Raw genomic sequence first — 13078 nt, 5'->3', positions numbered from 1 at the left:
CGCCTAGTCCGCCAATTCCAGTTCTTCGGACCGCATGCTGGTCGGTTCGCTTGACACATAACGGTTCTCGGCGCGGAACAGCTCTACCTCCACCATGTACACCTGCCCGGCGGCATTCACCTCGACAGTAGCCGGACCGATCTGAGTGATCACGACGTCGGCCGTCCCGCGTTGCGTCTCGCCGGGACGTCCGACCGAGATCACGGTGTTCGGCCGCGGGGCCGGAGCCACCGTCCCGTCCACCACGCTGACGGTGGTTCCCGACGCCGGCCGCGGCAGATCCGACACCGCGATGTGCGGCATGCGCACGCTCTCCCAGCGCTGAAGATCCGTGGTGTGCACCGTGATCCGATCGCCCGCCCCTGCGGTGCGGATGATGATGCGTTTAGCGACGGCGTCGTCGGCCGCGATGTGGACACGACTGAACTCGCCGGGATCCCCGAGCGGAAGCAGGATGCGGTCGCCGGCGTTCACCTTGCCCAACAGCACACCCGAAGGTCCGATCGGCAACACCAGTGTGACCGGAGCGCGCCCGCGGGTGATGCCGTGCAATTCCGGCCGTGGCCCACAGAGATTGGCGGCCACAGCACTGGCCTGCTCGCCCGGCAGGGTCTTCAGCATGACGCTGGGCGGGGCCGTCGGGGGTTGGGCGCTGCGCACGGTGATCGTCGCGCTGGCGGTTCCGTCGGGAAACAGCGTGACGTTCTGGATGATCCCGTCGGCCCGCAGCGACCAGGCCTGAGCCAGTATCTCGGCGTTGATATCGCGCGGCCGGTAGGCGTAGGTGGTCAGCCAGCCTGCATCACTGCGTGCGGTGCGCCAGCGTTGATTGTGCGACTCCAGCGCGGCGCGCCCCAACCGGCGTTCCAGTTCCACCATGTCGGTTGCGGTCGCAACCTTCGCGCGAATTCCGGTGCAACGTAGGCTCGCCGCGATCCGCTGGGCAGCAGCTAGCGCTGCCGTGCCCACCGTGGTGCGCCGCTGCAGGGCGTCGGCGTTGGCCAGCGCCCGCAACCGGATCACCAGCCAGGTCTCCCGCTGGCCGGCGTACGGCGGGGTGCCGATGAGGGTGTCGTAGACCCGTGGATAGTCGCCGGTACTGCGGCGCCGAGAGCCCGCCGTCACCACAGACAGCGACTCGATGGTCAGGCCGAGGCTCTGGTGCATCGCCGGTATGAGCTCGCTGACGTCGATGGTGTTACGGGTTCGGGTGGCGGTCGATCCCGTGAAGACCGTTGGGATACGCGCCCTCCCGAGCAACTGAACGGCGACTATTGCCACCCCGTCCTGATAGCGCACTCCGCCGCCGGATCGGTCGTTGGCCACCGTCACCGGCTCGGTCAGCGGGATCGGGTGATTGCGACCCAGATAGAGGCCGATCCAGGACCACAGTGGTTGGCGCCGCCACGGAATCGCGAACAGGATCAGCCCAAGCGCCAAGCCCACACTGGCGCCGATGTAGCCGTAGACAATCCATCCGGTCAGCCCGAATGCCAGGACAGCAAGGATCACCGTCAGCTGGACGCCGTGGCGCTTCATCGCGCCCGCCTCGCGCGGGCGATGATGCTCGCCAGCAGCACGGCGCCGACGACCGCACCGGCGAAAATCAGGGCGACGTTGCGAGCCCGATGGTCGGGCAGTGCCGGAGGTGCCGGAGGCGCCATCACACGGGTCAACGAGCCAGGGGCGAGCCGGTCACCGGGGGGCACGTTGAAGGTCAGTGCCGCAACCGGATCGACGACGCCGTAGCCCACCTGGTTGTCCACCCCGCGCGGTGGATTATGTGCGGTCTGCAGGATGCGATGGATGACCTGGTTGGCAGTGAGGTCCGGGTACTTGGCCCGCACCAGCGCCGCGACCCCGGACACATACGCCGCCGAGAAGCTGGTGCCCCAGAACGGCATGTTCTTCTCACCGGGACGCACCGGGGGGTAGGCGTTGACCGGCCCCGCCGTCTGCGGGGACAGGCCCATGACTCCGACACCGGGTGCGGCCGCGGCAACCCACGGTCCGGCCAGGCTCTTGTTGATCGGCGCGCCGGTGTTGTCGACAGCACCTACCGACAGCACGTAATCGGAGAACCACGACGGCGACGAGACCGTCTTGACCTGATGCCAGTCGCGGGGATCTGAGGTGTCCAGCGGGTCGAACGACGGATTCTGCGCGCAGCCGTCCTCCCCCTCGTTGCCGGCGGCCGCGACGATCACCGCGTCCTTGATCGTCGCGGCGTACCAGACCGCCGCACCGAGCGCGCGCTGATCAAGCGGGTCGGCGGCCGAGACGCAGGACGTGACACTGATGTTGATCACCTTGGCGCCCATGTTGGCGGCGTGCACGATCGCACTGGCCAACGTCGCCACGGTGCCAGCCTTCTTGCGTGCCTCGTTGTCACCGGGTCCCGGGTTCTCCGGTTCGTAGGCCCGCGAGGACTGGCGAATCGAGATCACCACGGCATTCGGCGCCACCCCGGCGACCCCGTCAGGTGCCCCCGGCGGGGGTGGTGGCACCTCGGGATCGTCAGGCCCGTTCGGGTCCGGGTCGCCCGGGCCGTTGGACGGCTGATCCGGCGGCGGCGGCGGTTCGGCCGGTGGTGGCGGGGGCGGCGCAGGCATGGTCTGGGTGACCGTCACCGGCACCGGCGGAGGGGGCGGGGCCAGCGGCGCAGGGGGCGAGCCCGGCGGTGGCGGGGCGGCGATGGCCGGCGGCGGACCGGCAGGCGGCGGGAAGGCCGGGGTGGGCGGCATCGGCGCCGGTGGCGGTCCGCCGTGTGGGGCGGCCGCGATCAGCGAGGCGACGATCGTGCCGTGGGAATCGCAGTCCATCAGACCGTCGCCGCCCATGATGTAATCCCCGCCGGGCACCACCGGAAGGCGTGGATTCGGATTGACCCCGGTATCGATCACCGCCACCGGTACGCCGTTCCCCGTCGAGTACTGCCAGGCCTTGCCGACATTGAGCATGGCCAGATTCGGTGCCGGCAAAGCCACATTCGGATCGGCCACGGTGATCGTGCGCGCACAGATGTTGCTCTGCCGCATGGGCTGATCCGGATGCGGCGGACCGTCCGGCGGAACCATCGACGGGTCCACACTGGGTGGTGGAATCGCTTGCGCTGCCGGAATATTGGCAATGATTCCGGTCAGCAGAACAACCATCGCCGTCGCAGCGATTCGCTGCCCCACTGGCGCCGTCATCGCATTCTGACCCAGGTGAACAGGCCGCCGATCCACGCGGCCAGGGGGAAGGCCGCCACAATCGCCGCCAGCTCAAGCCATTCGGCGACCATCCGCACCAGCGGGGTGAAGCGGGTCACCGGCACCAGCAGCGCCGCACCAAGACCGGCGCCGGCGAAGATCGCCAGAGCGAGCGTTCCCCACAGCAGCGCGGCACCCGAATCCGCAGGCTCGTGCAGGACGTAGCGGATCACGCCGACGCTCAGCGCCGCGGCCGCGCCGCACACCAGCGCGACGGCCTGTCGCTTGTCGGCGAAGGCACGGCCACGGCTGATGAAGATGAGTACGAACAGCCCGGCCAATACCGCCGCGGCGTTGCTCTTGGCCCGGCCGGGCATCAGTGTCGCCCACACCGCCGCGGGCAACGCGATCGCAGTGGCCACACAGATGCCGGTGAGCACGCTGTTGGCGCGTTGAGCGGCTGCGGTGATGATCGCGCCCGACGGCGTGGTGTCCGGGTTCGGCTCGTCCTCGGTCTCGTCGTCAACGGGTGTGACGGTGTCGACCGGCAGACCATCGCTACGGCGGAACAGGTCTCGGCCGGTGATGGATCCGAAGTGTGGCGGCCGAATTCGCGCCGCCCACAAGGCGAACGTGGGCGCGAGTGTCAGAAGCAGCAGAAGTCCGATCAGCGAACACATGCCCAACAGTTGCGCCGGGACGGAATCCCACATCCGGGCTAAGGCGACCAATCCGCCGGCGCCGCACAGGGTTACCACTGTCGCGGCCACCGTCAGGTGGCGGCCGGTCATCGTGACCACACCGACGGTCAACACAGCGGCGGCCAACGTCGCGATGAACACGTGCGCCGCTCCGACGTCACCGGGAGCCGCTGCAGCGAATCCGACCGCCAACAGTGGTACGGCGAGCAAACCGAAGCCACTGAGCAGATCGGTGCGCTGTGGCCACCACCGCCAGATCGAACCGGCGCCAATGGCGAGAAGTAGACCGGCCGCACCGGTCACCACGGCCGGCATCACGGAGTCGGTGTGCAGGCGAGTGTGCACACCCAGTCCCAGAACAGACAGCGCGATCATCGCCAGCACAGCCATCGCGGTGTGCGCGGCGGTGTCGGCAGTCACCGGGGCGAACAGTCGCTTACCGGCCCGCGCCAGTCCCGTCGACAGCGATTCGTACTGCGGCTCAAAGGACTCGCCCTCCTGCGCCGGCACCAGCACCAGCGTGGACCCGTCTTCTACGCCGAGTTCGTCCAGCGTCTTCGTGACGTCGAGCCTGGTTCCGTTGGCCCGGTTCAGCTCATAGGCGATGCCGGGGTCCAAGCCGGGAACACCGCGCCTTTTGAGCTCCTCGTTGAGCAGTTCGACAACGTTGTCGATGAACACCTCGACCGGCACGGAGGCCGGATAGACCTGGGAGACAAGGTGTTCGCCGCAGATCACCGCGACAGCGCAGCGAGCCGGGAAGGAAACCTTGGCCATCAGCGTGGCCTATCGGCGTCCGGCGTGTACTTGTCGGCCAGCGCGGCGGTGATCTCGAACAGGCGCAGCCGCGTCTTCTTCTGAAGTTCGTGCTGGGCGTCGATGATGCCGCCCTTGGCCAGATGTGGGTCGTACGGCATGAATTCGACGGTTGCGCCGGACTGGCTGAACCGCTGGGTCAGATACTTCCGGGCATCCGAGTCGTGGCTGTTGCGACTGTCGTTGAGGATGACCATGCTGCGTGACACCAATTCGTGGTAGCCCAGCGAGCGCAACAGATCGATCGACCGGGTGACCGGCAGCGAGGTGTCGGCGGTCAGACCCGACACGAACACCAGGGTGTCACAGGCGTCGAAGACCGCCTTCATGACGGGATGTTCCAGATCGTCGGCGGTGTCCACCAGGATCACGTTGTGGGTACGGCGCAGCCGGGACAGCACCCCACTGAACATCGCCGGGACCAGTGGGCGGGGTTGATCGGAGACTCGGTTTCCCGCCAGCACGTCGAGCCCGATCTGGTTCTGGCCCAGGTGTTCTCGGATGTCGGCATAACCCTGCACGTCGGTGTCATTGAGCACGGCGGAATAGTCGCCCGGGGGCGCCTCGTCGATGCGGCCGGCCAGTGTGCCGAAGCCGGGTGCGGCGTCGATCGCCACCACGTTCTCCGGGCGGCATTCCCGGAAGACCGCGCCGACGCTCGCCGTCATCGTCGTCTTGCCCACGCCGCCCTTGCCGGAGACGAACCCGATCACGTACTGCTTGCGAATATGCCTGCGGATCCGTTCGCGCAGTTCGCGATAGTGCCGCTCGGCGGGGGACTCACCGAGGTTGATGGTCTTGCCCGAGATGTTGTAGATGAACTTGCGCCAACCCGAGCCGGGTGGGATCTTGCGCGGTGCCACCATGTCGGAGATCCGCAACGTGCCCGACACCGAGTCCTGCTGCGGACGGTGGTGGGCCCCAAAGGCTTCTCGGCCGGCGGGGTCGCGGGGATCGGCGGAACGCCCCGGCTCATTCCAGGGATTCGTCACCTAGACAACCTTTCTGTGTGAGAACCACTCGTCTTCGGCAGGAAGTCGGCGGACCATCTTCAACACCGCGGTGGCGATGTTGGCGGCTGATCCCGGCGACACGATCATCCACGATTTTCCACCGCGGGTGACGTGTTCGGACACCAATCTGCCCTGCGGCGTATCGATGATGGTGACCGCCCCCTGATCGATGTGCGAGCGCGCAGGCCCGGTCGGCATCCCGGACTGGATCGCCACCACTGAGGCCTGCGCCGAGCGCTCGGTGTCGGCCGCCAGAGTCAGCATCGTGACCTGATCGCCGTCGAACCTCCGGTCGAGCAGATAGGACCGAAGACTCACCTGATCATGAACGGCGGCAAGCAGTTCGGGCACATCGAGGGTGACCGGCCGCAGCGCCGCGGCCTTCATCTCGCCGCACAGCCGCACGATCTGCGCGTTGATCAGCATGCCAGCCGATTCTTCTGAGGTCGCGGTGCCGACCCCCGACAGGCGCACCAGGATGCCGTTGCGTTCCAGCACGACCCACCACTGGGCGAAGCGGGCGAGCAGCACCCGCTCCGGTTCGATCTCGTGCGTCGGAGTCTGCGCGTAGACCAGCAGGGCGACGTCCCGGCGGGACAACACCGTCAGCCACTCCAGCACGGCCTCATCAACCGTCCCCGCGTCGGTGATGACCCCGGCGGCCCGCAGCTCGTCGGCGACGGGGTGCGTCAGGGCCATCTGGCGAGTCTCGATGCTGGGCAGATGCGGCCGCAGACCGAGCTCGGGTGCCACCACTTCGATGCCGGACAGCACCTGCAATACCCACAGGCCGTCCAGAGTCGTCGTCAACATGGTTCCCCCAAGACAGACAGCAGGGGCGCACCGACGTGCGCCCCCACCGGCTGAGAAGTCCGGTTAGAAGAGGTTGCCCATCTGGAGGTCGGTCGCATGGGCACTGTCGTTCACGCTGCTGATCGTCGAGCCGTGCTGGTTCATCGTCTCGACGAGGCCTTGCAGGCCCTGCAGCATCTGCATCTGAGCCTCGTGGAACGAGCCCGCCGCCGCGCCCTGGAAGAAATCGGCGATTGCGTTGGTGCGCTGCAGGATATCGTCGTGGATCTCCATCAGCTGGGCCGACCGCGAGCCGACGTCAGAGGCGAAATCGGCGACGCCGCCATGGTTGTAAGTGATGTTGTCCGACATTGGTGAAGTCCTTCCGTGAGGGTCTGGGGATCAGGAGTTGGCAGCGAAGCTGGTCAGGCTGTGGGCGGCGTCGGCCTCATGCTGCTCCATCAACGAAGCCGCCTGGCTCAGGCCGTGGGCCAGCCGAGTGCCGCCGGTGACGGTCTGCTGAAGATCGTGGTTGATCTGTGCGGCGGTGTTGACCGACGCGAGCTGAGCCTGCCCACCCCAGACCGCCGAGCCCAGGCCTTCATGGCTGCTGAGGTACCCGTTGGCGATCGACGCGGCGTGCTCGAGTGCGGACTCGATGGCCTGCTGCGTGCTGCGCAGCACTTCCGGTGTGACGACTAATGTCATGTGCTTCTTCCTTTTGCTGGTGGTGATCTCGGTCAGAGGTTGTGTTGACGAGTATCGGGCGAAGGCAGACCAGCTGTCACTTCACCCTCTGGCAAACGTTGACGGACGCACCCCCTAGTACCAAACCGTTAGCTGAGCCGCGGGTCCCGCTGCGGAACCGTTTCCATGACGATGCGCGCGTGCGCCACGTCGTCTTTGCTGTTCTCGCCCTTCCCCTGGCCGAGCATCCCCGCACTGGCGGGCGACATGGGCATGGCACCGCCGCCGCCCATCGGTGCCGCGGTCGGACGCACCTCGGCGGCGCTGAGCAGACCGGTCTTCAGCGACGTCGGCCGGCCCGAGTTCTCCGGAGCAAAGCTGCTCGTGGGGCGGGTATAGCTGGTCAGCCCCGCACCGGGCACACCGCCGCCGCCTCCACCACCGCCACCGATGCCTCCGCCGCCCATACCGGCACCGCCCGCGGGTGCACTGGCCTTGACGAGGTCGGCGGCCGGCATGGCCGCGTCGGCACCCTTCATTCCGTTCATCATCCCGCCGAGCGAGCCCATCATCGACTGCGGCAGGCTCGACAGGCCCTGGAAGGCCTGCATGGGGGCCTGGAACATGCCCATCAGCGGCTGCATGGCACCCATCGCCGCCTGCATCGGCTGCATCATCGAGCTCATCTCGCTGCCGGCCGCAGCGGGCGCGGCTGCGGTCTGGCCGGCCATCTGAGTCACCTGGCCGGTTCCTTGGGTAGCGGCTTGCATGCCCGTGGTTCCGGCCGCCTGCGCGACAGCTGACGCCGCCGCGGCGGGTGCAGCCGGTGACGCGCCGAGCGGCGCGAACGGCGGGGGTATGGCCAGGGCCGCCACCAGGGCGGCCAATGCGGCCCCGTAGGAAGCTCCGGCGCCGGCGTTGTGCGGCCAGTGCTCGCCGAAATACTCGGTGTCCAGCGCCACGATCGCCGGCGTCAGCGCTCCGAGGACCGACGGGTTGATGCCCACGTCGGTGGCCTGTTCCATGCGGTTGGCGACAGAGACTTCCGCCGGGATCATCGTCGACACCGCGGTCTCGTAGGCCGACACCGCGCTGGCGGCGATGGGCGGCTTTTCCTGAACCCAACCGGCCAGCAGTTGTAGTGCGGTGTTGAGCCCGGTGACGGTGGTCATCGAGCTGAGCCCGCCGACGCCTTCGAAGTTCAGCGACGTCACGGCGGTGTTCAGCTGCGACATTGAGAAGGCCACCTCATTGCTGCCCATCAGCACCTGCCAGGCCGCCCCGTTGGCCATCGTGGTCGCCGTGCCACCAGCCCCCGGCCCCACCAGCCGAAGGTAATTGGTTTCAGGCGATAACGCCGGCCATCCCGGATCAGGCATCGAGCTATCCCAGGCCGAGCGCCGTGTTATTGAGGATGTCGGTCGCGGTATAGGTGGCCGCCGCGAGCTCCTGCGAGCCGGCGAACATGCCGCGGTTGGCCAGGTGCTCGCTGGCGGTGCCCACGTACGAGGCGCCGGCGGCGTTGAGCGCCGCAGCGAACTCGGCGGAGTCCAGGTCCGCGCCCATCGGCAGGACACCCATCAGTGCTTCCGAGGCAGCCGACGTGGCCGCGCCCATTTCCGCGCTGATGCCGTTCTCAGTTGCCGCAGAGGTTGACACCGATGCAGCGTTGACATTCAAAACCATGTTGCTCTCCCTCCGGTAATCACAGGATCACCTGCGATCTTGCCCCATATTAGAGTGTGCTGGCGACCTAAGGCCACTTATGTCTTTTGCGTTTGCAGCTAACCCACAGACAGTCGCTCAATCGGGTGTACCAACCAATACCCCCTCCATCGCGCCGTCGGTAGTCACCAGCAATCCGCGGCCCGGCGGGAGTTGCTGAGCACTGGTGCGGCCGAACACCTTCACGGTCTGCGGGTCGTTGTCCATGAACAACGTCGGGGCCCGCGATCCGGTGAGCTTCTGCAGGAACGGACTCATCGCCGAGACGCCGGCCCAGTTGCCCGGTAGCCGTGTGGCGATGACGTGCAATCCGATCTCCCGGCTCCGCTCGATGAGCGGCCACAACGGCGCAGTCGCGGCGGCCTTGCCGATGGCCCCACTGGGCCGCAATTCCTGCTCGTCGTCGATGAGCACGAAGTGGTGCGGACCGGTCCACGACGAGCGGGTCATCAGCTCCTCCTGGCTCAAACCGGACGGCGGTAAGCGGTCCCGCATGATCTCGGCCAATTCGGCGAGCACCTGGTCGATATCGTCGGGGGTATATGCGTATGCCCGCACATGCGCCCCTTGAATCTTTCCGATCAGGCTGGTCTTCGGGTCGACGATCGTGATCTGCGCCTCTTCAGGCGACAGCCGCGCGGCGATGGCCTGCCCGAAGGCGGCCAGGCTGCTGGTCTTTCCGCACCCCTGCCTGCCGACCACCAGCAGGTTGGGTGCCTGCCGGCTTGGCAGTGCCACCGGTTGCAGTGCGCTCTCCCCCAGTGCGAACGGGATGTCCAGGCTGTCGGCGGTGCCCGGGTACGCCACGACGATCTCCCGCAGGGCGATATGTTCGGGCAGCCGGGCCAGCGTCTCGACCCGGCCGGCGCCGGTCTGAGCGGCGATCACCTGGCCGACCTGGCGGGTGGCGATCCGCTCGCCATCGGGTCCAACGATCTCGGGTAGGCCGACCAACAGTTCCTGACTCAGCCGCGTCACGCCGAAACCGGGACGGTCCAGGGTGTTTCGTGCGGCCCGGCGGTGCTCCATGCCGGTGCCCATCTGGGTCTCGTCCGGGTTGCTCAGGCGCAGCTGGATCCGGGCGTTGGACACATTCAGTAGGGCCTGCTTCTGGCCGACCAGCCAGCCGCTGGCGCTGGTGGCGACGTGTATGCCGTAGGACAGACCCTGGCGGGCGATCGAGATGGCGCGATCGCCCATCCCGTTGTCTTTGTCGTACAGGTCGCCGAAATTATCGATGAGCAGGAAGATGTCGCCGAACTTGTCGTCGGGATCGGTGCCGCCACCGCCCGCCGCTCCGAACCGGCGCTCGCGGAATTCCCCGATGTCCATCTGATAGCGCTTGAACGACGCCTCCCGCGCCCGGATCAGGCCTTCGATCGTGGCCAGAGTGCGGGACACTCCCTCGGTGTCGCTGAGGCTGACGACGCCGGCCACATGGGGCAGGTCCTCGACCGGATAGAGCGAGGCACCCAGGCAGAAGAACGTCACCCGCTCGGGCCGGTACATCAGCGAGGCCGAGGTGACCAGTGTCATCAGCGTCGTGGACTTACCGCGCTGCGCGGTCGCGACCACCATGATGTTGTCCATCTCGGCATCAATGACATGCACGCGCTGGGCGTGGTCCTCGGGGAAGTCTTCGATGCCGACCGGGATGACCAGCCCCGGGTTCTGGCCGTAGTCAACCCACCACGGCTTACCCCGCCAGCGCTCCACAAGAACATCGGCGGTCTCGCCGACTTCCAGTGGCGGCAGCCAAATTTGGTGCGGCGCTCGGACTGGGTGCGAGACCAAGGACTCCCGGATGACGTCGAGCAGCTTCTTCTTCTTGAAACCGTCTGAGTGGTAGAGGAATTCGTCGGGTTCATCCGGTGCGTCGGCATCCGCCAGCGCGGCGTTGTCCTCCGCAGACAGCGGCTGGTACTCCCAGGTCAGCGGTCGCGGTTGAGTGAAGCTGACGTCCACCGTCGTGTCGGTGTTCACCACCTTCTTCGGCACCACGAAAGGCGCGGAGACATAGAAGCACCGGAATTGTTCGAGTTCCCGCGGCCCGACCTTCAGCAGTCCGTAGCCGGCTTCTTTGGAAGGCAGGTGCAACGCCGCGTCACTGCCGATGACATCGCGGGAATCCTCGGCAGTCTCCGCGCGCAGAGCGACCCGAAAGGCGATGTTGCTCTTGGCTTTACTGAGCGACGACAGATCCAGCCGCTGGCCGCCGAGGGTGAAGAAGACGTTACAGCCACGGCCCTCCTGGCCGATGTGGATGACCAGATCGATCCACTCGGGGTGATTATGGAAAAGCTCGAGGTATTCGTCGATGATGACGAGCAGGATCGGCACCGGCTCGAGATCGCGGCCGGCCAGCCGCATCTCTTCGTACTCGTTGGCATCACGAGCGCCGGCGTCTTTGAAAAGCCGGTATCGCCGGGCGATTTCACCGTCGACGGCCTTGCGCATCCGCTCGGCAAGATGCCGGTCGTCCTTGCCGAGGTTGGACAGCGAGCCAGCCACATGCGGCAACCCCTCGAGGTCCTGGGCGGCCGACTCGAACTTCATGTCGACGAAAATGACGTTGAACGTCTCCGGCGAGTGGGTCAGCGCGATCCCGTTGCACAGCGACAGGAAGTACTCCGACTTGCCCGAGCCCGAGGTCCCGATCACCACCGAGTGGAAGCCGAAGCCACCAAAATCCTTGGCTCGCAGCACGATGTACTGGAGTTCTCCACCGGGCTTGATCCCGACCGGCACCACCGCCCATTTGGCATCGCCTCTGCCTCGACTGTCCGCCCACAGCCGATCGACATCGAGACGGCGCGGATCGGTGATTCCCAACGCCCGCAACAGCTCTCCGCCCTGGCTGTCGGTCTCGGACAATTCGCCCGCGGACATCGGCGACCACCGGGCCAGCGCGCGGGCATAGCGGTCGGCCGTGCTCTCTGCGAGCATGTCGGCGACGGCATAGAAGGCTCCGCGGTGGCGAAGCCGGCCCTCACGCAACGCGAAGCGCTCCTCCTCGTCGGCGAAGCCGACCCCGGTACCTGGCCGAGACGCTAAGCGCAGCACCGTGATTCCGGCCATTCCCTTCTGGCCGGTAATGCCTTCCCACTGCTCAGGAGTGCCGACGTTGTCGTCGACGATCACCCAGTGCGGACCCAGCGCACTGCCGGAGGCCGCCTCCATGGGCGATAGCATGGTCGTGGGGCTGGATCCACTCGGCGGCGTCCACGGCCCCCGACCCTTACGGTGCAACTCGGAATCCAGCGCATCCTCGAGTTCAGTCGGCGAGGTGAAAACCAGCCGCCGCAGACCGCAGGCATCGAACATCTCGTCGTGCTGGTTGTGCGGCAACCACACCAGCCACGACCACAATTCGGGGTGCCGGGTGACCACCATGAGCTTGATGTCGTTGGGGCTGTGATAGACAGCCAGCGAGCACAGCACCGCCCGCATAAAGGAATGCAGCTCATCGGGATCGTCGCCCACGAAGCTGAACCCGGGGCGTGCACGCAGGCTCAGCACCTTGCCGATCCCGCGGATCTTGCTCTGTTCCAGGATGAAATCCCGCAGCGCCCGACCGGTCACCGGTTCGAGTTCCTCACCGACGGGAACTTCCGGCCATTGCAGCGACACCGCGGAGTCGGCGGCCGACTGCACGCCGATACCCAGCCGCACATCGAGGAAGTCAGCATCGGCAGGCCGGCGTTCCCACATCCGCGGGCCACCGATCACGGTGTCGAGTTCCTGCGGGTCGCCGTGAACGAACAGCTGGCTGTGGCGCTGCTCCTGCGCGGCGCGCTGTACCTCGTCGCGGTCGTCGTCGAGCTGGCGCAAGTACATTCGCCGCTGCTTCTCCTGCTCGCCCCAGCTGATGCGACGACCGCGGCCCATCCGCCCGCTGAACATCAACGCGCCGAACCCGACCAGGCCGATCATCGGGAAGAACCCGGACTGCAGCGAGCGGACACCGGAGGTGTACATCACCACGAGCGTGCCGATGATGCCGACGAGCAACGCGGGCAGCGCGATCATCAGCAGGATGTTGCGCGGCTCCCGCTCGGGCAGTGCCAGTGGCGGTGCGACCGCCACCCGCGCCGGCGGAACACTCGGCGCCGGCTTACGTCGGGCGCGGACGAATCCCTTTTTCGACACC

10 protein-coding genes are annotated in these 13078 nt (G+C 66.9%); all 10 read right to left on the bottom strand.

Translation table 11 applies throughout. The annotated features are described in order from the left end of the window. Window positions 1-3 precede the first annotated feature (3 nt). A complete protein-coding gene (eccE, locus tag SLQ31_RS01685) occupies window positions 4-1539 on the bottom strand; it encodes a type VII secretion protein EccE (protein ID WP_319429088.1) in 1536 nt (511 codons plus the stop codon). Further along, the gene (gene mycP, locus SLQ31_RS01680) at window positions 1536-3194 is read right to left on the bottom strand and encodes a type VII secretion-associated serine protease mycosin (RefSeq protein ID WP_319429086.1); all 1659 of its coding nucleotides are present in this window, start codon (window positions 3192-3194) and stop codon (window positions 1536-1538) included. Before mycP ends, eccE begins: the two co-directional genes overlap by 4 nt. Then, complete coding sequence (eccD, locus tag SLQ31_RS01675; RefSeq protein ID WP_319429085.1) at window positions 3191-4672, bottom strand: type VII secretion integral membrane protein EccD; 1482 nt, start codon at window positions 4670-4672, stop codon at window positions 3191-3193. Before eccD ends, mycP begins: the two co-directional genes overlap by 4 nt. Beyond that, window positions 4672-5703 carry a MinD/ParA family protein gene (locus tag SLQ31_RS01670; protein WP_319429084.1) on the bottom strand — a complete coding sequence of 344 codons (1032 nt, stop codon included), beginning with the start codon at window positions 5701-5703 and terminating at the stop codon, window positions 4672-4674. Before SLQ31_RS01670 ends, eccD begins: the two co-directional genes overlap by 1 nt. After that, complete coding sequence (locus SLQ31_RS01665; protein ID WP_319429083.1) at window positions 5704-6537, bottom strand: ESX secretion-associated protein EspG; 834 nt, start codon at window positions 6535-6537, stop codon at window positions 5704-5706. It abuts the gene before it with no gap. 63 nt (window positions 6538-6600) lie between these two features. Beyond that, a complete protein-coding gene (locus SLQ31_RS01660; protein ID WP_319429081.1) occupies window positions 6601-6888 on the bottom strand; it encodes a WXG100 family type VII secretion target in 288 nt (95 codons plus the stop codon). 30 nt (window positions 6889-6918) lie between these two features. After that, complete coding sequence (locus SLQ31_RS01655) at window positions 6919-7224, bottom strand: WXG100 family type VII secretion target (protein ID WP_319429079.1); 306 nt, start codon at window positions 7222-7224, stop codon at window positions 6919-6921. A gap of 128 nt (window positions 7225-7352) precedes the next feature. Beyond that, the gene (locus SLQ31_RS01650; protein ID WP_319429077.1) at window positions 7353-8582 is read right to left on the bottom strand and encodes a PPE domain-containing protein; all 1230 of its coding nucleotides are present in this window, start codon (window positions 8580-8582) and stop codon (window positions 7353-7355) included. Window positions 8583-8586: 4 nt separating this feature from the next. Continuing rightward, on the bottom strand, window positions 8587-8889 hold the full coding sequence (locus SLQ31_RS01645) for a PE domain-containing protein (RefSeq protein WP_319429074.1): 303 nt from the start codon (window positions 8887-8889) through the stop codon (window positions 8587-8589). A 117-nt stretch (window positions 8890-9006) separates the two neighbouring features. Beyond that, on the bottom strand, window positions 9007-13077 hold the full coding sequence (gene eccCa, locus SLQ31_RS01640; protein ID WP_319429072.1) for a type VII secretion protein EccCa: 4071 nt from the start codon (window positions 13075-13077) through the stop codon (window positions 9007-9009). Window position 13078: the final 1 nt, after the last annotated feature.

The organism is Mycobacterium sp. RTGN5 (genome assembly GCF_033804465.1).
Lineage (GTDB): Bacteria > Actinomycetota > Actinomycetes > Mycobacteriales > Mycobacteriaceae > Mycobacterium.
This window is presented reverse-complemented; position numbering and strand designations above follow the sequence as displayed.